General features: G+C 65.9%; 18 protein-coding genes. 13 read left to right on the plus strand and 5 right to left on the minus strand.

Translation table 11 applies throughout. The annotated features are described in order from the left end of the window. Together ACREE8_RS11635 and ACREE8_RS11640 are read left to right on the plus strand one after the other, a co-directional pair. Nucleotides 1-719 (plus strand): RHO alpha subunit C-terminal catalytic domain-containing protein (locus tag ACREE8_RS11635; protein ID WP_431573162.1); only part of this gene is annotated, 719 nt, incomplete at its 5' end. A gap of 123 nt (nt 720-842) precedes the next feature. Further along, a complete protein-coding gene (locus tag ACREE8_RS11640; RefSeq protein WP_431573163.1) occupies nt 843-1,043 on the plus strand; it encodes a hypothetical protein in 201 nt (66 codons plus the stop codon). Nucleotides 1,044-1,076: 33 nt separating this feature from the next. Here ACREE8_RS11640 and ACREE8_RS11645 read toward each other — a convergent pair whose 3' ends face one another. Continuing rightward, entirely contained in the window at nt 1,077-2,846 is a 1,770-nt protein-coding gene (locus ACREE8_RS11645) for an ATP-binding protein (protein WP_431573164.1), read from the minus strand. Between the two features lie 419 nt (nt 2,847-3,265). Between ACREE8_RS11645 and ACREE8_RS11650 the strand changes: the two genes are divergently transcribed. Beyond that, nucleotides 3,266-5,113 (plus strand): chloride channel protein, encoded by a 1,848-nt coding sequence (locus tag ACREE8_RS11650; RefSeq protein WP_431573165.1) that lies wholly within the window; start codon nt 3,266-3,268, stop codon nt 5,111-5,113. A 3-nt stretch (nt 5,114-5,116) separates the two neighbouring features. On the opposite strand, the gene ACREE8_RS11655 is transcribed toward ACREE8_RS11650, so the two are convergent. Beyond that, nucleotides 5,117-5,866: an SDR family oxidoreductase gene (locus tag ACREE8_RS11655; RefSeq protein ID WP_431573166.1), complete on the minus strand. Its 750-nt coding sequence runs from the start codon at nt 5,864-5,866 to the stop codon at nt 5,117-5,119. Nucleotides 5,867-6,003: 137 nt separating this feature from the next. Between ACREE8_RS11655 and ACREE8_RS11660 the strand changes: the two genes are divergently transcribed. From ACREE8_RS11660 to ACREE8_RS11670, 3 genes are all read left to right on the plus strand, one after another. Then, nucleotides 6,004-6,762, plus strand: coding sequence for an SDR family NAD(P)-dependent oxidoreductase (locus ACREE8_RS11660; protein ID WP_431573167.1), 759 nt, complete (start codon nt 6,004-6,006; stop codon nt 6,760-6,762). Between the two features lie 55 nt (nt 6,763-6,817). After that, nucleotides 6,818-7,984, plus strand: coding sequence for a mandelate racemase/muconate lactonizing enzyme family protein (locus tag ACREE8_RS11665; RefSeq protein WP_431573168.1), 1,167 nt, complete (start codon nt 6,818-6,820; stop codon nt 7,982-7,984). Between the two features lie 61 nt (nt 7,985-8,045). After that, nucleotides 8,046-8,894: a fumarylacetoacetate hydrolase family protein gene (locus tag ACREE8_RS11670; protein WP_431573169.1), complete on the plus strand. Its 849-nt coding sequence runs from the start codon at nt 8,046-8,048 to the stop codon at nt 8,892-8,894. Between the two features lie 75 nt (nt 8,895-8,969). On the opposite strand, the gene ACREE8_RS11675 is transcribed toward ACREE8_RS11670, so the two are convergent. Continuing rightward, entirely contained in the window at nt 8,970-10,100 is a 1,131-nt protein-coding gene (locus tag ACREE8_RS11675; RefSeq protein ID WP_431573170.1) for a mandelate racemase/muconate lactonizing enzyme family protein, read from the minus strand. 150 nt (nt 10,101-10,250) lie between these two features. Between ACREE8_RS11675 and ACREE8_RS11680 the strand changes: the two genes are divergently transcribed. Next, nucleotides 10,251-11,057: an IclR family transcriptional regulator gene (locus ACREE8_RS11680; RefSeq protein WP_431573171.1), complete on the plus strand. Its 807-nt coding sequence runs from the start codon at nt 10,251-10,253 to the stop codon at nt 11,055-11,057. Between the two features lie 10 nt (nt 11,058-11,067). Here the strand turns inward: ACREE8_RS11680 and ACREE8_RS11685 are convergent, their stop codons facing one another. Then, nucleotides 11,068-12,222, minus strand: coding sequence for an ABC transporter substrate-binding protein (locus ACREE8_RS11685; RefSeq protein ID WP_431573172.1), 1,155 nt, complete (start codon nt 12,220-12,222; stop codon nt 11,068-11,070). A gap of 112 nt (nt 12,223-12,334) precedes the next feature. Further along, the gene (locus ACREE8_RS11690) at nt 12,335-13,120 is read right to left on the minus strand and encodes an IclR family transcriptional regulator (protein ID WP_431573173.1); all 786 of its coding nucleotides are present in this window, start codon (nt 13,118-13,120) and stop codon (nt 12,335-12,337) included. Nucleotides 13,121-13,263: 143 nt separating this feature from the next. Between ACREE8_RS11690 and ACREE8_RS11695 the strand changes: the two genes are divergently transcribed. From ACREE8_RS11695 to ACREE8_RS11720, 6 genes are all read left to right on the plus strand, one after another. Beyond that, a complete protein-coding gene (locus tag ACREE8_RS11695) occupies nt 13,264-14,082 on the plus strand; it encodes an SDR family NAD(P)-dependent oxidoreductase (protein WP_431573174.1) in 819 nt (272 codons plus the stop codon). Nucleotides 14,083-14,332: 250 nt separating this feature from the next. Beyond that, nucleotides 14,333-15,859 (plus strand): ABC transporter substrate-binding protein, encoded by a 1,527-nt coding sequence (locus ACREE8_RS11700; RefSeq protein ID WP_431573175.1) that lies wholly within the window; start codon nt 14,333-14,335, stop codon nt 15,857-15,859. An 88-nt stretch (nt 15,860-15,947) separates the two neighbouring features. Continuing rightward, the gene (locus ACREE8_RS11705; RefSeq protein WP_431573176.1) at nt 15,948-16,898 is read left to right on the plus strand and encodes an ABC transporter permease; all 951 of its coding nucleotides are present in this window, start codon (nt 15,948-15,950) and stop codon (nt 16,896-16,898) included. Between the two features lie 4 nt (nt 16,899-16,902). Next, a complete protein-coding gene (locus tag ACREE8_RS11710; RefSeq protein ID WP_431573177.1) occupies nt 16,903-17,796 on the plus strand; it encodes an ABC transporter permease in 894 nt (297 codons plus the stop codon). Next, nucleotides 17,793-19,880 carry a dipeptide ABC transporter ATP-binding protein gene (locus ACREE8_RS11715; RefSeq protein ID WP_431573178.1) on the plus strand — a complete coding sequence of 696 codons (2,088 nt, stop codon included), beginning with the start codon at nt 17,793-17,795 and terminating at the stop codon, nt 19,878-19,880. The genes ACREE8_RS11710 and ACREE8_RS11715 overlap by 4 nt, the downstream gene beginning before the upstream one ends. A 9-nt stretch (nt 19,881-19,889) precedes the next feature. Further along, complete coding sequence (locus tag ACREE8_RS11720) at nt 19,890-21,059, plus strand: mandelate racemase/muconate lactonizing enzyme family protein (protein WP_431573179.1); 1,170 nt, start codon at nt 19,890-19,892, stop codon at nt 21,057-21,059. Nucleotides 21,060-21,166 lie beyond the last annotated feature (107 nt).

Raw genomic sequence — 21,166 nt, forward strand, 5'->3', positions numbered from 1 at the left:
TCTGCCTCAAGGAAGTCCGGGTCGAGACCTTCCTCGGTTTCCTCTTCATCAATCTGGATTCCACGGCCGCACCGCTCGCGATCCAGTCGGGCGATCTCGCCAACGAGATTCGCCGCTATGTGCCCGAGGTCGAGAAGCTCACCTTCTCGCGCCGATTGACCTATGAGGTGAAGGCCAACTGGAAGAACGTGGTCGACAATTATCTCGAATGCTACCACTGCCCGCCGGCCCATCCGGCCTTCGTCGACCTGATCGAGATCAAGAAATATCACTCGGTCACGCACGGCATCTACTCGACCCATATCGCGCCCATGACCGGGGGCGACAACAAGGCCTACAAGTTCGATGCGACGCAGCCGGGCGCCAGCAAGCACTTCTCCGGCTGGTATCTCTGGCCCAACATCACGCTCAACACCTTCCCGGGTTGCCAGAATCTGAGCGTGCTGCAGATCATGCCGACCGGCCCCGAGACCTGCCGCGAATATTGGGATTTCTATTTCGCCGCCAAGGAACCGACCGCCGAGGAACAGTCCTCGGTCGATTATGTCGATGCGGTGCTGCAGCCGGAGGATATCGGCCTGGTCGAGAGCGTGCAGCGCGGCCTGCGCTCGCGCGGATATCATCAGGGCCGCTACATCGTCGATGCCGAGCGCAGCGACATCAGCGAGCATTCGGTGCATCATTTCCACAGCCTGGTCCTGAACGCGCTGGGAGACTGAGCGGGGCGGCCGGTAACAGCCCGCACCGCGGCCGAGCGCCTCACTGGCGATGGCGGGCGATAGGGGCTAGACTCCCCTCCGACGCGGGCGAAAGCCCCCGAACAGGAATGTGGAGGACGCCTTATGGCCTTCGAAGCCATCAAGTCGCAGATCGAGACGCTGCTCGAGCGGATGGAAAATCAGCCCGAGGACAAGCATGAGCTCTATCTGCAGCTCCATGAGAAGCTGAACGAATGGCGTGCCACCGGCCAGCCCGTGCCGGAGGATCTGCTGGAGCTCGAGCAGGCGCTGGAAGCCGAGTTCGCCGAGGAAGAGAAGGCCTGACGCGTTCGGAGCTGAGGCTTCGACGCTCCCGCTTCAGGCGCTGTTGCGCCGGGTGCGGTTGGCGATGTTGAGGCTGGTCCGGATCGCGTCGGCGAGCGCATTGGCCCGGTAGGGCTTCGCCAGGATCGAGAATCCCTCTTCCGACACTTCCGCCGCCGCATCGCTGTAGCCGGTCGCGAGCAGGACCGGTTGCGCCGGGAAATAGCGGCGGATGCGGCGCGCCAGATCGAGCCCCGTCATGCTGCCGGGCATGATGATATCCGAGAACACCAGGTCGAAGCGCTGGCCGCCGAGGAGCAGCGCCAGTGCCGTTCCCGCATCCTGCACCCAGTGCGAGCGATAGCCGATGAGATCGAGCATGCGCATCGCGGTCTCGGCCACGCCGTCATTGTCCTCCACCAGCAGCACGAGGCCGATGCCCCGCGACAGGCTCTGGCGGTCGTCGCCGGACTTGGCCGGGCTCGCGGCAAAGCTCCGTGGCAACAGCAGGGTCACGGTCGTGCCCTGGTCGACCTCGCTCTCGATCGTCGCCAGCCCGCCTGCCTGCTGCGCGAAGCCATGGACCTGGCTCAGCCCCAGCCCGCTGCCCTTGCCGACGACCTTGGTGGTGAAGAAGGGCTCGAACACATGGGCCAGCACATCGGGCTCGATGCCGGTCCCGTTGTCGGCCACGCTGAGCGCCACGAAGTCGCCGCTGAAGGCGGCCCCTGGATACTCGCCGCCGCGAAGCGTGACGTTGCGCCCGTCGATCCGCACCAGCCCGCCGCTCGGCATGGCATCGCGCGCATTGACGCAGAGATTGATCAGCGCCAGCTCCATCTCGCCTAGATCGCATTCGACCGGCCAGAGATCCTTGGGGAAGGTCACGACGATCCGGATATTGCCGCCGAGGGAGCGCGCCAAAAATTCGGTCATGCCTTCCGACCGGCTGGCGAGGTCGATGATTTCGGGGCGCAGGGCCTGGCGGCGGGTAAAGGTGAGGAGCTGCCGGGTCAGCCGCGTGCCCTGGAGCGCCGCATGCTCGATCGCCTCGACCAGACGGGCCGCCGCCGGCGGCATCTGATCGCGAACCAGATCGACGCTGCCCAGCACGATGGTCAGGAGATTGTTGAAATCATGGGCGACGCCGCCGGCGAGCCGTCCGACCGCCTCGAGCTTCTGCGCTTCCCGCAGGGCGGTCTCGGTCCGTTCCCGTTCCTCGATCTCATCCTCGAGCTGGAGGGTGCGCTCCGTCACGCGTTCCTCCAGCGTGTCGTTGAGCTGCTGCAGCCGGATCTCGCTCTCGCGCAGCGCCTTGTTGGCCTCCTGGAGCGCCTGGGCGCGGCGGAAGATCTCCGATTCCATGCGCTCGTTCTTTTCCAGCAGCACCTTCGCCACCTGGTCCTTCTCGCGCTCGAGCGACCGGCTGCGCATATAGTCGGTCACGTCCTCGACCCGATGGATCAGCAGCGTGACATTGCCGGCGGAATCGAGGACTGGCGAATTGACCGGGCTCCAATAACGCTCCTCGAAAGCGCCGCCTGCCGCGGCCGGACGGCGCACATCGTATTTCTGCACCGCCATCGCGTCGGGCGCCTTGTTGCGGAGCGCGCGCAGCAGCGAGGCGCGAAGATTGCTCACGCCGGTGGCGTTGGGCGTATCGGGGTTGTCGGGAAAGACGTCGAAAATGTTGCGGCCGAGGATCTCCTCCCGCCGCGTCATCGTTGCCGAAAGATAAGCGTCGGTGACGGCGACGATCGTCAAATCGGGTTGGAGAATCAGGTAAAGGCCGGGCAGGGCCTGGAACAGGGCTTTGTAATCCACGCCGGATGCCTGTAAATCCGCGCCGGCCATTACGCCCTCCGCAATCCAATCGGGGCCCCGCTCCCCGCCGGCATCGAGCCCATGACCTCAACGCCCTGTCATTCCTCAGATAAAAGTGACATGGCTGTTGTCCGGATTGCAATCTAACCGGGTGGCTAATTTTTTATGGCAGCGAGGTGTCACCGCGCTGCTGCTTGGGGATATTGATTGTGCAATCAATTATCCACCGAGTGGCCGGCGCCACGCCGATTATCGTAGGACATGACGAAAAGGTAATGGCTTCAGGCCCCTGAATGGCGTCGAGGTGAAAGCCGGGGACGCGCGCGCGACAGCGGACTAGGGTTCGGCAGGTAATCTGACCGGACTTGCGGCGGCGATCCTTCGATCGAGGCCACGAGCGAAGAGCGGATTCGATTTTTATGGCGCCGATCATCACGCGCAGCCGGCGCCTCCGCTGGCCCTTCAAATCGAGACTCCTGACCCGCATCAAGATCGCCTTGCTCCGCGGGTTGGCGCAGCGGGTGCGCGACAGCGCGGCCGCACCGGTGACCCTCGCGGTGATGATCGGTGTCGCCGTCGGTGCCGCGACCTGCCTGTTGCAGCGGCTTCTCAGCCTCATTCATTTTCTCCTCTTCGACACGCCGCTCACCGGGCATCTGAGCGCCGGCGATACCGATGGTCCGATCCGGGTGATCGCCGTGACTGTGCTGGGCTGCTTTTTCTATGGCGTGGTCGCCGCTGCGGAGCGGCGCTGGCGCGGCCGCGATGTGGTCGATCCGATCGAGGCCAATGCGCTCTATGGCGGCCGCATGTCGCTGCGGGACAGCCTGTCACTGACAGCGATGACGCTGTTCTCGACCGGCGTCGGGGCCTCGGTCGGCATGGAGGCGGCCTACACGCAAAGTGGCGGCGGATTCGCGTCCCAGCTCGGGCAACTGTTCCGCATGCGGCGCAGCGATCTGCGCATCCTGGTCGGCTGTGGTACCGCCGCGGCGATTGCCGCGGCCTTCAACGCGCCGCTCGCGGGCGCCTTCTATGCCTTCGAGCTGGTGATCGGGAACTACTCGCTGGCCGCCCTGGCGCCGGTGGGTCTTGCCAGCGTCTCGGCGGCCCTGGTTGGACGGTCGGTCTTCGGCAATTACTCGATCTTCCTGGTGCCGCTGCAACTGCCGCCGACCAATATCGGTTTCGTCTATTTCGTCATCATCGGTTTCGCTGGTGCCGGCGTGGGCATCGCCGCCATGCGTTCCGTCACCGGCATCGAACGCATCCTGCAGGACTTCAAGATCCCGCGCGGCCTGCGGCCGCTGCTGGCGGGATTGGGTCTGGCGGCGATGGCCCTGATCTATCCGCAGGTGCTCGGCGCCGGCCATGGCGCGATCCAGCTCACGGTCGACGGCGTCTTCACCACCAGCGCTCTCTTCGGGATCCTGCTGGCCAAGATCGCGGCCTCCGCCTTGTCGGTCGGCACCGGCATGCGTGGCGGCATGTTCAGCTCCTCCTTGTTTCTGGGCTGCCTCATGGGTGCGCTGATCGGGCAGGGCGCGGCCCTGCTGTCGCCCAGCCTGGCCAATTACGAGATCACCTTCACCCTTGCCGGCATGGGTGCGGTCGGTGCGTCCATCATCGGCGCGCCGGTGACGATGATCCTGCTCGTGCTCGAAACCACCGGCAGCTATGACATCACGATCGGCGTGATCGTCTCGGTCGTGCTGGCTTCCTTCGCCTCGCGCCATTGGTTCGGCTATTCCTTCTCGACCTGGCGCTTCCACCAGCGAGGCCTGCGGCTCAGCGGCGCCTATGACATCGGCTGGCTGGCCGACCTGACGGCGCGCCAGCTGATGCGGCGCGATCCCGTCTTCATCTCGGTCAACGAGACGCTGGAGACGGCGCGGCAGAGCTTTCCCGTCGGCGCGGTGAAGCGGCTCTTCGTGCTCGAGGAGACGGGCGCCTTTCGCGGCGTCGTCGATACCGCGGCGCTGCATCTGGCGCCCCCGCCCGCCGAAGGCGAAGTGAAGCGCGTGGGCGACCTCCTGCCGGCGCCCCAGGAGCCGATCCTGCCCTCGACGCCGATCCGTTCCATCCTGAAGCAGTTCGAGCAGCAGGAGGTCGAGACCCTGGCGGTGGTGAGCGACATGACCACGCGCCGGGTCGCGGGCTTCGTCACCGAAGCCTATATGCTCAAGCGCTATAACCAGGAATTGGAGCGCCGGCGCAGCGAGGAGCTGGGCGACAGCGAGCTGTTCGGCCCGTCGAGCGAGACCTGACGCTCAGGTCGTCATGCCGCCATCGATGATCTGGGTGGTGCCGGTCACGAAGGCGGATTCGTCCGAGGCCAGATAGACGCAGAGCGCCGCGATCTCCTCGGGCGTGCCGAGGCGGCCCATCGGCTGGCGCGCGATGAAGTCGCGCCGCGCCGCCGCCGGATCGGCATAGGCCTGCAGCCGGTCCTGGAGCGAGGGCGTCTCGACCGTGCCCGGACAGAGCGCGTTGCAGCGGATGCCCTTGGTCACATACTCGGCGGCGACGGATTTGGTGAGGCCGATGACCGCGGCCTTCGAGGCGCCATAGGCGGCGCGGTTGGGCACGCCCTTCAGCGACGAGACCACCGAGGCGGTGTTGATGATGACGCCATGGCCCTGTGCCAGCATGCCGGGCAGGAAGGCCTGGATGGTGCGGTACATGCTGTGGACATTGATGTCGAAGGCCCGCATCCAGTCGGCCTTCTTGGTATCGAGGATCGAGCCTGCCGGCACCCAGCCCGCGCAATTGAAGAGGATGTCGATATCGCCGACTTCCTTCGCGATCGCGGCCACGGCCGCGTCGTCGGTGACGTCGAGCTTGCGGGTGAGGATCGCGTCCTTGTGGTCGAACCCGGTGAGCTTGTCGGTCGCGATGTCGGTGGCCCAGACCCGGGCGCCTTCGGCAGCGAAGGCTTCCGCGGTCGCGCGGCCGATGCCTTGCGCGGCGGCGGTGATGAAGGCGGTCTTGCCGGCGAGGCGTCCCGGTGCGCTGCTCATGAGGAATGATCCCGCGAGGCTGAAGAAGGCGCCGGCCGACGCGGCGTCGTTTGCGGCCGGCATCCTAGTCGTATAAAGTTTGGGTCCGCAATTTCATAATCTTGTCCAGAATACCGGAAATCACGAAGGATGCGTCGATGAGTTATTTTCCCAGCCGCCCTTACAATGTGGCCGTGATCGGGGCGGCAAGCGGCATCGGCGAGGCGGCTGCGCGCTTCATGGCGGCCGAGGGCGCGCGCGTCGCCTGTCTCGATGCCAATGAGGCTGGAGCGGCCGCTGTCGCGAAGTCGCTGCCGGCCAAGGGCGGCGAGAGCGTCTCCGCCAAGGCCGACGTGACCGATGCCGCTTCGATCGAGAGCGCCATCGCCGGGACCGCAAAGGCCTTCGGCCAGATCCATGCGCTGGTCAATTGCGCCGGCATCACCGGCAAGACCAACATCAAGGCCCATGAGGTCGAGCTCGCCGATTTCGACCGCGTCCATGCGATCAATCTCCGTGGCGCCCTCATCGTGAGCCAGGCGATCCTGCGCCATATGCTACCCCACAATTACGGGCGGCTGCTGCATGTGGCCTCGATCGCCGGCAAGGACGGCAACGCCGGCATGACCGCCTATTCCGCGACCAAGGCCGGCCTGATCGGCATGGTGAAGTCGATGGGCAAGGACTATGCCGAGACCGGCGTCACCGTGAACGCGCTGGCGCCGGCCGTGATCCGCACGCCGCTGGTGGCGGCCCTGCCCGACGAGACCGTCAAATACATGACCGATAAGATCCCGATGCGCCGCTGCGGCGAACTCGAGGAATGTGCGGCGATGATCGCCTTCATCCTGTCGCCTGCCTGCAGCTTCACCACCGGCTTCACCTTCGATCTGACCGGCGGCCGCGCCACTTACTGAGCGCCCGCTTCCAGGCGGGATTTTCGCGTCTCGACGCCTTCAGGGGAATTGCGCCATGGCGAAGATCGCCAAGATCGAGGTGATCCCGGTCCGGGCACCAGGCCAGGCCGTCGACGATCTCGACGGCACCGTCGATACGGTGATCGTCCGCGTCACCGACGAGAACGGCATCTTCGGCATCGGCGAGACCGACGCGCCGCCCGAGGTGGTGAAATCCTTCCTGGAGATGCCGTCCGCCCACAATTGGAGCCGAAACCCGATCGATCTCCTGATCGGCGAGGATCCGCTCGGGATCCAGGGCCTCTGGCAGAAGATGTATGAAGGCACCTTCTGGCCGGGACGCCGCGGCCTCGGCATCCATGCGATCTCCGCCATCGACATCGCACTCTATGACCTGGTTGGCAAGCAGCTGGGCGTGCCGGCCTATCAGCTGATGGGCGGCGCGCGGCGCGAGAAGCTGACACCCTATTGCACGATCTATCCGGGCCTCGCCCATGGCCGCTCGATCCGCGACCTGATGGCCGAGATCCAGCGCCAGTTCCGCACCGCGCTCGATATCGGCTTTCGCGCCGTGAAGATGGAGGTGCTGTTCTACGACCTGGTGAGCGACCGCGAGCTGGTCGCTCTCATCCATGAGGGCCGCTCCATGCTGGGGCCCGACATCCTGATGGCGGTCGATTTCGGCTATCGCTGGCGGAATTGGTATGACGCCAAATGGGTGCTCGACCGGCTGGGAGATTGCGACATCTTCTTCGCCGAGGCGACGCTGCAGCATGACGATCTGGCCGGCCATGCCAAGCTCTCGGCCAACAGCCCGATCCGCATCGGCGGTGCCGAAGCCGCGGCCACGCGCTGGGAGATCCTGGAATGGCTGGAGCGCGGCAAGGTCGCGGTGGTCCAGCCCAATATCGCGCGCGGCGGCGGGCTCACCGAGATCAAGCGCATCGCCGAGCTGGCCGAGCTCCATGGCGCCCAGGTGGTGCCCCATGGCTGGAAGACCGGCATCACCTCCGCCGTCGGGCGTCATTTCCAGGCGGCCTGTCCCGCCGCCCCCGTCTTCGAATATATTTCGCCGCAGGTCTTCGACAGCGTGCTGCGCCGCGAGCTGGTCTCGCCCGAGCCCAAGGTCGTCGACGGCTTCATGGAGTTGCCAACGGCCCCCGGGCTGGGTATCGAGCTCAACGAGGATCTGGTCGCGCGCTGGCGCGTCGACCGGCGCTGATTTCAGGCGCCCAACAGCCCGGCGTCTCACGAGGCGCCCAACAGACAGAAGGTATCAAACGATGAAATTGGTTCGGTATGGCGAAACAGACCGCGAGAAGCCGGGTCTCGTGGACGCGGGCGGAAAGCTGCGCGACCTCAGCGCTGCGATCGACGATCTGGGCGGCAACGCCCTGCGCCCCGATGGGCTGGCGAAGCTGAAGGCGCTCGATCCGGCGAAGCTGCCGCTGGTCTCAGGCAGCCCGCGGCTCGGCGTGCCGGTCACCGGCATCGGCAAGATCGTCGCCATCGGACTCAATTATTCGGATCATGCGGCGGAATCGAACCTGCCGGTGCCGAAGGAGCCGATCATCTTCTTCAAGACGACCTCATCGCTGACGGGACCCAACGATGCGGTCACGATCCCGAAGGGTTCGGAGAAGTCCGACTGGGAGGTCGAGCTCGCGGTCGTGATCGGCAAGCCGGCCTCCTATGTCAGCGAGGCCGACGCGCTCTCGCATGTCGCGGGCTATCTCATCTGCAACGACGTCTCCGAGCGCGCCTATCAGATCGAGCGCGGCGGTACCTGGGACAAGGGCAAGGGTTGCGATACCTTCTGCCCGCTCGGGCCCTGGCTGGTGACCGGCGACGAGATCAAGGACCCGCAGGCGCTTGACATGTGGCTCGACGTCAATGGCGAGAAGGCGCAGCGCGGCAACACCCGCACCATGGTGTTCGGCGTCGCCCATATCGTCAGCTATGTGAGCCAGTTCATGTCGCTCCAGACCGGCGACGTCATCACCACCGGCACGCCCCCCGGCGTCGGCATGGGCATGAAGCCGCCGCGCTATTTGAAGCCCGGCGACGTGATGACGCTGGGCATCCAGGGATTGGGCGAGCAGCGCCAGGCATGCGTGGCTTGGAAGCGGTGAGGACGTTTGACGTAAGGGCGAGATGATAATTTTTCTCGCCCCCTCCCCTTGCGGGAGGGGGCTGAAAAAATCTCGTCACCGCGCCCTAAACCGCTCCACCACCTTGGGATCGAGGCTCACGCCCAGTCCCGGGCCGGTCGGCACGGCGACCTTGCCGTCCTTGTCGATCGGGAAGCGTTCCTTCGTCAGCTCCCAGCGCAGCGCGGATTCGCTGGTGGAATATTCCAGCACCTCGTCGGCCCAATGCTGCGCCAGGAAAGCGAGGTTGGCGGCGATGGTGATGTTGGATTTGTAGCCATGGGTGACGACGCGCTTGCCACGTTTCTTCGCGATGGCGCTCAAGCGCAACAGCTCGGTCAGGCCGCCCACCATGGTGACGTCGGGCTGGGCGATGTCGATCTTGCCGACATCGAACATCTGCTCGTATTCGTAATGGGTGGTGAGGCCGAGATCGCCGCCGCCGATCGGCACGCCGAAGCCCTGGAACTTCGCATGGCCTTCCATGTCGTCGAGCGGCAGGGGTGCCTCGACCCAGTAGAAATTGAAATCGCGGAAGATCGGCATCAGAGGCAGGCCTTCCTCGGCCTTGCTCCAGGCGGTGGCGGCATCGACCATCAGGCGGATATCCGGCCCGACATGCTCGCGCGCGGTGCGGATGAGCGAGGTCGTCTTGGCGAGGTCCTCGCGCCAGAAGGGATCGGCCACGATCTTGATGCAGCGCAGGCCCAGCTTCAGACCGCGATCGATCGTGCGGCGCACCTCGTCGGGCGTCTCGCCCAGGGGATAGACGGTGCCGTAAGCCAGGATCCGGTCGCGCTGCTTCTTGCCGAGAATCTCCGAGAGCGGCTTGTTCTGGACCTTGCCGCGCAGATCCCAGAGCGCGATATCGACCGCGCTGATCGCATGGATCACGGCGCCGCGCCGGCCGTAATAGCTGGTGAGGTCATACATCTCGTCCCACAGCGCTTCGACATGGCTGGGGTCTTTGCCGACCAGGATCGCCTTCAGCCCCATCGCATGGGTATGGGAACGCGGCGCATCGACGATGGCGCGGATCACCGACGGCACGGAATCGACCTCGGCAAGGCCGGAAATCCCCTGGTCGGTATGGACCAGCACCACGCAATTGTCGTAGGACCCGTCGAAGGTCATGCCGGTCCAGCCCGGCGTGCGCAGCTCGATCACCTCGATATCGGTAATCTTCATCGCTCTCTCCCTTGCGGCTCCGTTTCGTTTTCGGCGGTTCGCCCCGGCTTGCGGTGCCAGGTTCGTCGGCGGTTCGGCCCGGCAGCTTAATGGTGCAGAATACTGAACGATAGTGCAGAATGCCGGAATTCAGGCATTGAGGTGACGGCGATGGCGACCAGGGTCAGGGCAAGGGCAACGATCGGGGGCGAGGACGATGGCGCCTCGGGCTCGCGCAGCGTTCGGCGCGCGCTCGAGATCTTCGAGCTGATGCTGGCGCGGGGTGAGGCCTTGGCCGTGGTCGAGATCGTGTCGGCGCTGAAGATCCCGAAATCGACCGCCTATGAGCTGGTGCGCACCCTGACCGAGGCCGGCTATCTCGAGCGGATGGGCAAGGAGGGGCGTCTCTTCCTCGGCCGCAAGCTGTTCGAGCTCGGCATGATGTATCGCAGCCAGATCGATCTGCTCAAGGAAGGCAGCCAGGTGGTCGAGTCCTTACGCGACGCGACCGGCGAGACGGTGCAGTTCTCGGTGCTCGAGAACGAGATGATGCTGGTGCTGATCAAGGAAGAAGGCAGCCATCCGATCCGCATCATCAGCCGGGTCGGTTCGCGCGTGCCGATCAATTGGGCGGCCGCCGCGCGTCTCCTGGTCTCGGACCTCGACGACGCCACGCTGCAGGAGATGCTGAAGCGCACCATCGTGCAGTCGCCCTCAGGCAAGGCGGTCATGGAGGTCGACAAGCTGATCCAGCAGATCCGCAAGTTCCGCAAACAGGGCTATGCGGTCGAGATCAACGAGGCCAACGATCATGCGGGTTGCGTCGCCGCCCCCGTGATCGATGCCACGGGGCGCTGCATCGCCGCCATCAGCGTGGTGGCGCCCGAGCAGCGCCTCGGCAAGGCCAGCCGCGACAAGCTGATCGAGGCGGTGCGCGCCGCCGCCGAGGGTCTCTCGCATCGTCTGGGCGCGCCCTGACGACGGCCTTCTAAGCGCGCGGTTTCGCGCTGCTGCGGTGAAGTGCCGACAGCCGCTCGAACAGCGCGTCGAATCCCACCTCGCCGCGCAGATGCTGCTCGACGAGTGTTCCGCCCGCGGCCTGGAAAGCGAGATATCCCGCATAGCGCGGCCGGATCCAGCAGGCTTCCATGGTCGCGCGGGTGTCGGGATAGCAGCCGCCGAAGCGCGCCGCGATCGCCGGATCTTCCCAGCTGTCGATGCGCGCCGGCTGGCCGTGATGGGCGGCGAAGGCCTTCTGCGTGGCCGATTCCGTCAGATAGCGCGCATAGGCGAAGGCCGCGTCGCGGTCCTTGACATGGGCCGAGATGCCGAAGCCGGTCCCGCCGATGGTCGAGCCGCGCGGGTTGGAATCGATCAGCCCCGGCAGGTTCGAGAACCGCAAGGGCCTGGCGATATCGGCCTCGGCATAGGTCGCGTAGCAATAGACGGCGGGGCAGAAGACCAGATCCTCGCGCGCGACCATCGCGTCATGAAGCTCGATGCTGTTCCAGTCCAGTGCCTCCGGCGGGCAGAAGGCGAGGAGGGCCTTGATCGCGTCGATCGCCTGTTTCGCGGTGTCGCGGTCGATCAGCGGCTGCGTCGGATCGGTCGCGCAAGGACGGCCGAGATTGGCGCAAGCCGTGAAGAAGGTCATGAGGCTGTGGACGCCGCGCAATCCGATCGCGAGCTTCTGTCCCTGGCGCCGCGCGGCCTCGCCCACTTGCAGCATGTCGGGCCAGCTCGCGGGCGCGGGACGATCAAGTTTCGCCAGCAGATCGGGCCGCGCCACGGCGACCTGGCAGGCCGCATCGACCGGCAGCGCCCAGATCCGGTTCTCATAGCGATAGGTGGCGAGCGACGGCCCGACGAAGGCCTGCTCGAGGGAAGGCGTCACCAGCTCGTCGAGCGGCAGCAGCGCGCCGGTGCGGGCAATGTCGCCGCAGAAGGGATGATCCAGGATGATGAAGTCGTAGCGCTGCGCCAGCTCCTCGACCGGCGTGAATTCGAAGCCGTGCAAGGGCCGCGAGTCCCAGGTGACCGCGATGTCGGGATGGCGGCGCTGGAACGCCGGCAAGGTCGCGATCAGGGGATCGATCGCGCGCCGATGTCCCCAGGTCATGCCGCGCAATTGTCTCTCGCCCATCCCCGATCCTCCGAAGCACCCTTCAAGCGGGCGGGGACGCTAACACGGAGAAATCGCACAATTCAAACCCGCGCATCACGCTCCGACATTCCGGAATCGTTGCCCGCGCCGCTCAGCCGGCGCGCACCGCGCGGCGCATGATCTTCAGATAGCCGACGAGCTTGGCCTCGAACTGGGCCGCGGGCGCCGAGATGCCGATGGCGAAGGTCGCGGGGCCGCTGCCGACCGGCACCGCGAGGCAGCAGAGGCCGAGGGCGAATTCTTCGCGGTCCGTCGAATAGCCGCTCTCGAGAATGCGTTCGAACTCCCGTTCGAGTGCCTTGCGGCTGGTCAGCGTGTTGGCGGTGCGGCGGTCCAGGCGATGGGTCGCCAGATAGCGCTCGCGGATCTCCTTCGTCGTATGGGCCAGCAGGAGCTTGCCGGTCGCCCGCGCATGAGCATGACGGTGATAGCCCTGCGGCACGGTCATGGCATGGATGGCATTACTCCCGGCTGCCGCCACGAGATTGACGATCTCGCCCTCGCGCCAGGCGACCGCATAGGCGGTCTCACCCGTCTCCTGGGCGATGCGGCGGACCAGCGGCGCCAGATGCTCCGGTGCCGCCAGCTGGCGCACGAAGGCATCGGCCAATGTCGCCATCTGCAGACCCAGCACATGGAGCCCTTGCGGGTTGCGGGCGAGCATGCCGCAGCCGATCAGCGTGTGCAGCAGGTGATAGGTCGTCTGCCGGCCGAGCCCGAGCGCCTTGGCGATCTCCATCGCGCGCAGCCCATGCGGGCTCTCCGCGACGGCGACGAGAATCGCCATGGCACGCGCGGCCGATTGCACGCGCGGCGCCCGGTCGCTCGCCGCCGAGGCCTGCCGCGCGCCGCTTCGCGTCTTCAGTTTCTTCTCCATGCCCATCGCCGCTCCCGCATCCCGCGCTCCGCTCCGGAGCGCGTTCCCGGTGTATCAAATAGTGATACAGATATCAAATATTGACACAACCCACCGGCCTCTCCTAGCGTCGGCGAAAGGCCGTTCATCGCGGAGCATCGACCATGAGTGACGTTGCCACCCCTCCGTCATCGACCGTTCCCGCCGGCCAGCCGGTGCTGGAGCGCTTCGTCCTCACGGGCCGCGTGGCGCTGGTGACGGGAGCGGCGCAAGGTCTGGGGGCGGCCATGGCGGAGGCGCTGGCCGAGGCCGGCGCCCATGTGGTCCTCAACGACATCAATCCGGCCGCACTCGAGAAGCGCTGCGCCGAACTGACAGGGCTGGGCCATTCGGTCGAGGGGCTGCCCTTCGACGTGACCGATGCCGAGGCGGTGGCGGCGTCGCTGGGCCGGCTTGGCGATCGCCGCGGCCGGCTCGACATCCTGGTCAACAATGCCGGGATCGCCGTCTATCAGGGAATCGCGGATCACGATCTCGGCGACTGGCACCGGGTCATGAACGTCAATCTGAACGCGCTCTTCGTGGTCGGCCGCGAGGCCGCCAAGCTGATGGCCAAGGGCGGCTATGGGCGGATCATCAATATCAGCTCGGTGCTGGGCCTGGTCTCGCGGCCCGGCATTCCCTCCTATGTCGTCTCGAAGCATGGCGTGGTGGGCTTGACCCACGCGATGGCGTCGGATCTCGGCGGCCAGGGCATCACCTGCAACGCCCTCGCGCCCGGCTATTTCCAGACCGCGATGAGCGACACGCTCACGGCCAACACGGATTTCTATCGGATGATCGCCAACCGCACGCCGCTGAAGCGCTGGGCCGATCCGCATGAGCTCAAGGGCCCGGTCGTGTTTCTGGCGTCGCCGGCCTCCTCCTTCGTCAACGGTCTGGTCATGACCGTCGATGGCGGCATCACCGCGAGCCTGTTCTGACCGACCTTGTCGCCGGACAAGATTCAATTCCGGCATTTCGCACTGAGCCTTGTGCCACCGCACTTTCTTGACTTGAGAAAACCAACACCGTTACTGTGGCAGTCTAGATAACCGCACCTAATTCCGGTATTTCGGAATCGGGAAAGCGATAAAGCAATCGGGCGAGGCCGCCAGACCGGCCGACCCCGACCTTAGCTGCCGGCGGAAGATCGGCAGCGGGGCAACGCCTCATGGGGAGGAGGGTGGAACGATGACATTTCGCAATTGCCTGATCGTGGCCGCGATGGCCGGTGCTGGATTCGTCATGACCGGGGGCGGCGCATGGGCCGCGGCGGGCGACGAATGCGTGAAGGTGCTGGGTTATGAGTGGAGCGGCGAGAAGCAGTCCATGGATCCCGCGGACATGCATTCCGGCGACGACGCCTACCACACCTTCGCGGTCTATAACCGCCTCGTCGATGTCGATGACAATTTCAAGGTGCTCCCGGAGCTCGCGACCGAATGGTCGTCCTCGGCGGACGGGCTGACCTGGACCTTCAAGCTGCGCGAAGGCGTCAAGTTCCACAGCGGCAAGGATTTCACCTCGGCCGACGTGGTCTACAGCTTCAAGCGATTGCTGGATCCCGCCTTGGGCTCGGGCGCGCAAGCCGTGCTCGCCTTCCTCGACGCCAACGGCATCAAGGCGGTAGACAAATACACCGTCAGCTTCACCACGCCGGCCCCAGTCGCCGAGCTGCCGGTGCTGATCACCAACAAATTCACCAACATCGTGCCGGACGGCGCCAAGCATGACGATCTGCGTTTGCATGAGGACGGCACCGGCCCCTTCATGCAGGAGCAGTTCACACCGAACGCGCCCGTGCGCATCTTCAAGAAGAATCCGAATTACTGGCAGGCGGGCCTGCCCAAGGCCGATTGCATCCGCGTGACGGTGGCGCAGGAGCCGGTGGCGGCCGTCTCGGCGATCAAGGCCGGCCAGGTCGATCTCGTGCTGAACGTCGATCCATCGGTGATCCCGGCGCTGAAAGATGATCCTAGCGTCACGCTGCTCGAGACCGGCGCCTCCAACTCGATGACGATCTCGATGTGGATCGACACCAAGCCCTTCGACAATCCGAAGGTGCGCGAGGCGATGAAGATGGTGGTCGATCGCCAGGCGATGATCGACACCGTGCTGCTGGGCTATGGCGAGCCGGGTGCCGACAATCCGGTTCCGATTCCTAATCCGGCTTCCTACGTGAAGGAACCGCCGAAGCAGGATATCGCGGGCGCCAAGAAGCTTCTGGCAGAAGCCGGCTACCCGGACGGTCTCAGCTTCGATCTCTACACCGCCGAAGGCGTGCCCGGCATGGTGCGCATGGCCCAGGTCTATGCCGAGATGGCGAAGCCCGCGGGCTTCAACATCAACGTCATCGTGACCCCGGCCGAGAGCTTCTGGGACGATGTGTGGCTCAAGAAGTCGATCGTGACCTCGGCCTGGTCGATGCGTCCGCCCGGAGAGGGGCTGGCCGTGGCCTATACCCAGACCGCGAAATGGCCGGAAACCCATTGGGTCCGTCCGGACTATGACGCGCTGCTGCTCAAGGCCAACACCACGGTCGATCCGACCGAACGCCTGAAGCTCTATCAGGACGCCGGCAAGATGCTGGCGACGGAAGGCGGCCTGATCCTGCCGATGTTCGTCCATCAGGTGGTGGCGCTGCGCAAGGGTTGCGACGGTTACAAGCCGCTGGCGCAGAACTTCAACCTGAACTTCGAGAATCTCAGCTGCAAATAGGCTGAGGCCGGCCCCGGGCGCTCAGGCGCCCGGGGCCTTTTTCTTTTCGCGCGCGACCGACAGCCCGGGGAGAGGGGACGCGACGCCGATGGTCATGCTGCGCCTCGTGACCGGCCGCATCCTGTTGACGGTCGTCACGCTTCTGATCGTTTCCTTCATCGTCTTCGGCGTGCTCGAGATCCTGCCGGGCGACGTCGCCTCGCGCATTCTCGGCCGCGACGCCACGCCCGAGGCGCTGGCGGTGCTGCGCGCCAAGCTTTCCCTCGATCAGCCCGCGATCTGGCGCTACCTCCATTGGCTGGGTGGTGTCCTGACCGGCGATCTGGGGAAGTCCCTCGTCAGCGGCCGGCGCGTGATCGATATCCTGGGCCCGCGCATCTACAACACCGTCCTGCTCTCGATCTACGCCTTCATCCTCTATATCCCGCTGACGGTGATCCCGGCCCTGATCCAGGCGGTGAAGCGCGACCGGCTGGTCGATCATGGCTTTTCGGCGCTCACGCTGGTGCTGCTGTCGATGCCGGATTTCCTGCTGGCGACGATCCTCATGATCGTCTTCGTCATCACGATCCCGATCCTGCCGGCCATGTCGATCGTCGATCAAAGCTCGGGCTGGCATGAATATCTCGAGGCCACGACCCTGCCGGCCGTGACGCTCGCCATCGTCATGGCGGTCTATGCGGTGCGGATGCTGCGCGACAATCTCATCGAGGTGCTCGATTCCGATTATGTGCGCATGGCCGAGCTCAAGGGCCTGCCGCCGGCGCGCGTGCTGATCCGCCATGCGCTGCCCAACGCGCTGGTGCCGACGCTGAACGTGACTGCGATCAATCTGGGCTATCTGGTCGGCGGCGTGGTGGTGGTCGAGAAGGTGTTCGGTTATCCGGGCTTCGGCAGCCTGCTGGTGGACTCTCTCCAGCTGCGCGACCTGCCCGTGATCGAGGCGACGGTGATGCTGGCCTCGACCGTCTATATCGCCGCCAATCTCCTGGCCGATATCGGCGCCATCCTCCTCAACCCGCGGCTCAAGGGACGCTGATTCCATGGCCGCCGTTACCGTCGAGCCCGCTCCCCGCCGCCACACCCATCGCCTGCGCGCCTTCTGGCGCCGGACGCCGACGAGCTTCCGGATCGGCGCCTTCATCCTGTTCGTCCATCTGGTGGTGGCCGTGACAGGTCCGTTCTGGGCGCCTTATGGCTATTCGCAGATGGGCGCGGGCATTCCGCTCTCGGGCATGAGCTGGGCCCATCCCTTCGGCATCGACCAGCTGAGCCGCGATATCCTGAGCCGTGTCGTCTATGGCTCGCATATCGTGATCCTGCTGTCGCTGTCGGGCACGGCGCTGGGGCTCGTCGTCGGCGCCATCGTCGGCTTGCTCTCGGGCTATATCGGCGGCTGGTTCGACGACATCCTGCAGCGCTTCATCGAAGCGCTCATCAGCATCCCCTTCCTGGTGCTGGCCTTGCTTGCCATGGCGGCGGCAGGGCCCGAAGTCGCGGGCAATCCGGTCCTGGTGGTGCTGGTGGTGGCGCTGGTCTATGCGCCGCGCATCGCGCGCATGGCGCGCGCGGCCGCGATCGACATCGCCACCCGCGACTATGTCACGGTGGCACGGTTGCGCGGCGAGAGCCCCTGGTCGGTGATGCGCCGCGAGCTCCTGCCCAACGCCACCAGCGTGCTGCTGGTCGAGTTCGCGCTGCGCGCCGGCTATGCGCCGGTGCTGATCGGCTCGCTGGGCTTCCTGGGCTTCGGCCTGCGCCCGCCGATGCCGGAATGGGGTCTGATGATCAGCGAGAATCGCGCCCTGCTGATGGTCTCGCCGATCACGGTGCTGGGACCGGGCCTGACGCTGGCCTCGCTCGTGGTCGGGCTCAATCTCTTCACCGAGGGTCTGGCGCGCATCCTTGGGCGCAGCGTGCGGCTGGGCGACCGATGAGCGGTGCCGATATCCTGCTGCGCGCGGTCGATCTGCAGATTTCCTATCGGCAGCAGGAAGGCTGGCTGCCGGTGCTCCATCGCGTCAATTTCGCGATCGAGCGTGGCGAGACCTTCGGCCTTGTCGGCGAATCCGGCTGCGGCAAATCCACGGTCGCTCTTCAGCTTTTGGGTTACCGCCATCCCAGCAGCCGGGTCGATGGCGGCCGCATCGAGTTCGGCGGGCGCGATCTTCTCAAGTTGAAGCGCCATGAGCTCGACCAGGTTCGCGGCAACCGCATCAGCTTCGTGCCGCAGAACCCGACCACGGCGCTCAATCCCGGCATGCGGGTCGGCGACCAGGTCACCGAGATCCTGCTGCTGCATAAGCGGGCGGCCGACCGGACCCAGGCTTTCAAGCGCGTGGTCGAGCTGTTCGGCCTGGTCGGCCTGCCCACACCCAAGGCGCTGGTCGAGCGCTATCCGCATCAGCTTTCGGGCGGTCAGCAGCAGCGCGTCTGCATCGCCATGGCGCTGGCCTGCGACCCGGACCTGGTGGTGCTGGACGAGCCCACCACCGGGCTCGACGTCACCACGCAGGAGCAGATCGTCGAGCTGCTGATCGATCTGCGCCAGCGCATCAAGCTCTCGATGCTCTATGTGACGCATGATCTGGGGCTGCTGTCGCAGATCGCCGACCGCGTCGGTGTCATGTATGCGGGCCATATGGTCGAGATCGCGCCGGTGGCCGAGCTCTTCCATCAGCCGCGCCATCCCTATACGCGCGGCTTGATCGGCTCGATCCCACGCATCGATCGGCCCGACGAGCCGGTGGCGCGGCCCTTGCGCGGGCTCCTGCGGCGCAGCGAGCTGCCCGAGGGCTGCCCCTTCCAGCCGCGCTGCGATTTCGCGGAGGCGAGCTGCGCTGTCAATCACCAGACGCTCGATCGCGTGGCCCCCGGCCATGAGGTCGCTTGCCAGCGCTGGCGAAGCCTGCTCGCCCCCAGCGTCGCGGCTGCGGGCGAAGCGGCGCTGCCCCGGGCAGTCGCCGAGCCCGATCCGCCGCTGCTGGCGCTGGATCATCTCTCGATCGCCTACGGGACCGGCGGCGGCGCCCTCGCGCGCTTCCTGGGGGCCTTGCCCTTCGTCGCCGTGCGCGACGTCAACCTCACCATCGCGCGCGGCGAGACCCTGGCCCTGGTCGGCGAATCCGGCAGCGGCAAATCCACGGTCGCGCGCGCCGTCAGCGGCCTGCTGCGGCCCCATGAAGGTCAGGTGAAGCTGAACGGCCTGGCGCTGGCGGGGCTGGTGCGCGAGCGCTCAGGAGAGCAGCGCCGCGAGATCCAGTACATTTTCCAGAATCCGGACGCCTCGCTCAACCCGCGCGCCAGGATCGGCACGATCCTCGCGCGCCCGCTCGAGATGTTCTTCGATCTCGACCGCGCGGCCATGCGCGAACGCGTGCTCGAGGCGCTGGACGATGTGCGGCTCGATGCGGGTTATGCCGAGCGCTATGCCGATCAGCTCTCGGGCGGCGAGCGCCAGCGCGTCGCGATCGCGCGCGCCCTCATCGCGCGGCCGACCCTGCTGCTCTGCGACGAGGTGCTGTCGGCGCTCGACGTCTCGGTCCAGGCCAATGTTCTCGAGCTGCTGCGCCGCCTGCGCGAGGAACATCATGTGGCGATGCTCTTCATCTCCCATGATCTGGCTGTGGTGCGTTCGATCGCCGACAAGATCGGCGTGCTGTTCCAGGGCCAGCTCATGGAAGTGGGGCGCACGGCGGATATCTTCTCCCCGCCCTTCCACCCCTATACCCACAGCCTCTTGATGGCGGTGCCCGATCCCGACCGGCCGCGCCGGCAGACGCCGAACCTTCGCCGCGTGGCGGCGGGCCCTGCGCTGGCGACCGGGTGCCCGTATGCCGGGCGCTGCGCCTGGCAGCCGGGACCGGTCTGCGAGCAGAAGGCGCCACCCTGGCGCAAGACCGAGCGCGGCGTCTCGATCTATTGCCACTTGCCGCTCGACGAGTTGACCCAGCGCGCCCAATGGGTCCCGCCCGACGAGCCTTCCGCCACCCCGACGCCCTCCACCCGCACTCATGCGTGAGAATCCGACATGAAGATCACCAAGATCGAATGCTTCGTCCTGCTCGTGCCCGATTACCGGGCCGATGCCTGCAGCTCCGCCCAGGACAATCTGGTCGTGAAGATCCACACCGACGACGGGTTGGTCGGGATCGGCGAGACCGACACCAATCCCTGGGTGGCGAAGGCGATGATCGAGGCGCCGGGGACCCACATCATGGGGCTCGGCCTCAAGGAGATGCTGATCGGCGCCGATCCGACCGACGTCGAAGGCTTGTGGGAGCGCATGTATAAGGGCTCGGCCATGACCGGACGGCGGGGCCTTGGCATTTGCGCCATGGGCGCGCTCGACATGGCGCTCTGGGACCTCAAGGGCAAGGCCGAGAACAAGCCCTGCTGGCAGTTGCTGGGCGGTGCCCTCAACACCATCACGCCCTATGCCTCGCTGCTGCCCGACGGCAACACGCTCGACGAATATACCAAGGTGCTGGTGCATCGCGCGGTCGAGGCCAAGCGGCTGGGCTTCAAGGCCGCCAAGCTCGAGATCTGCATCAAGGGGCCCTATTCGCATAATTCGCTGCAGATTCCCGACGATCGCGAGATCGCGCGGATCGTGCGCGCCTGCCGCGAGGCGGTGGGCCCCGGGATGACCCTGATGGTCGATGTCGCCTATTGCTGGCAGGACTGGAAGGAAGCGCTGCGGGCGATGGAGATGTTCGCCGATGACGACATCTATTTCATCGAGACGCCGCTGCCGAGCGACGACTATGAGGGCTATGCCAAGCTGGTGAAAGCTTCGCCGATGCGGGTTGCCGCCGGCGAATGGCTCAATTCACGCTTCGAGTTCCTGGAACTCATGGACCGCGACGCGCTCGACGTGGTGCAGCCGGATGTCGGCCGCGTCGGCGGCCTGACCGAGGCTCGGCGCGTGGCGCTCCATGCGCGCGATCGCGGCATCGTGGTGGTGCCGCATTGCTGGAAATCGGCGATCGGGATCGCGGCCTCGGCCCATCTGGCCGCGATCGCCCCCACCTGCACCTATATCGAGTTCCTGCCGCACGGCCTGTCGGACTCGCGGCTGCGGCGCGAGCTGGTGCCGGACGAGCTACCGGTGGTCGATGGCGTGATCCCGCTGCCGACCAAGCCCGGCCTCGGCATCACCGTCAGCGACGAGGCCCTCAAGGCCTTTACGGTCGCCTGAAGCGGAGGGGCGAAAACGATCCGCCCTGATCGGCCTCGCTCGGTTCCCTAACGGCAGCAGGGCAAGCGAAACCGCCCGAGTCGAATGTACCTGCAGGATCGGAAAGC

It is taken from the genome of Hypericibacter sp., assembly GCF_050729195.1.
GTDB lineage: Bacteria > Pseudomonadota > Alphaproteobacteria > Dongiales > Dongiaceae > Hypericibacter.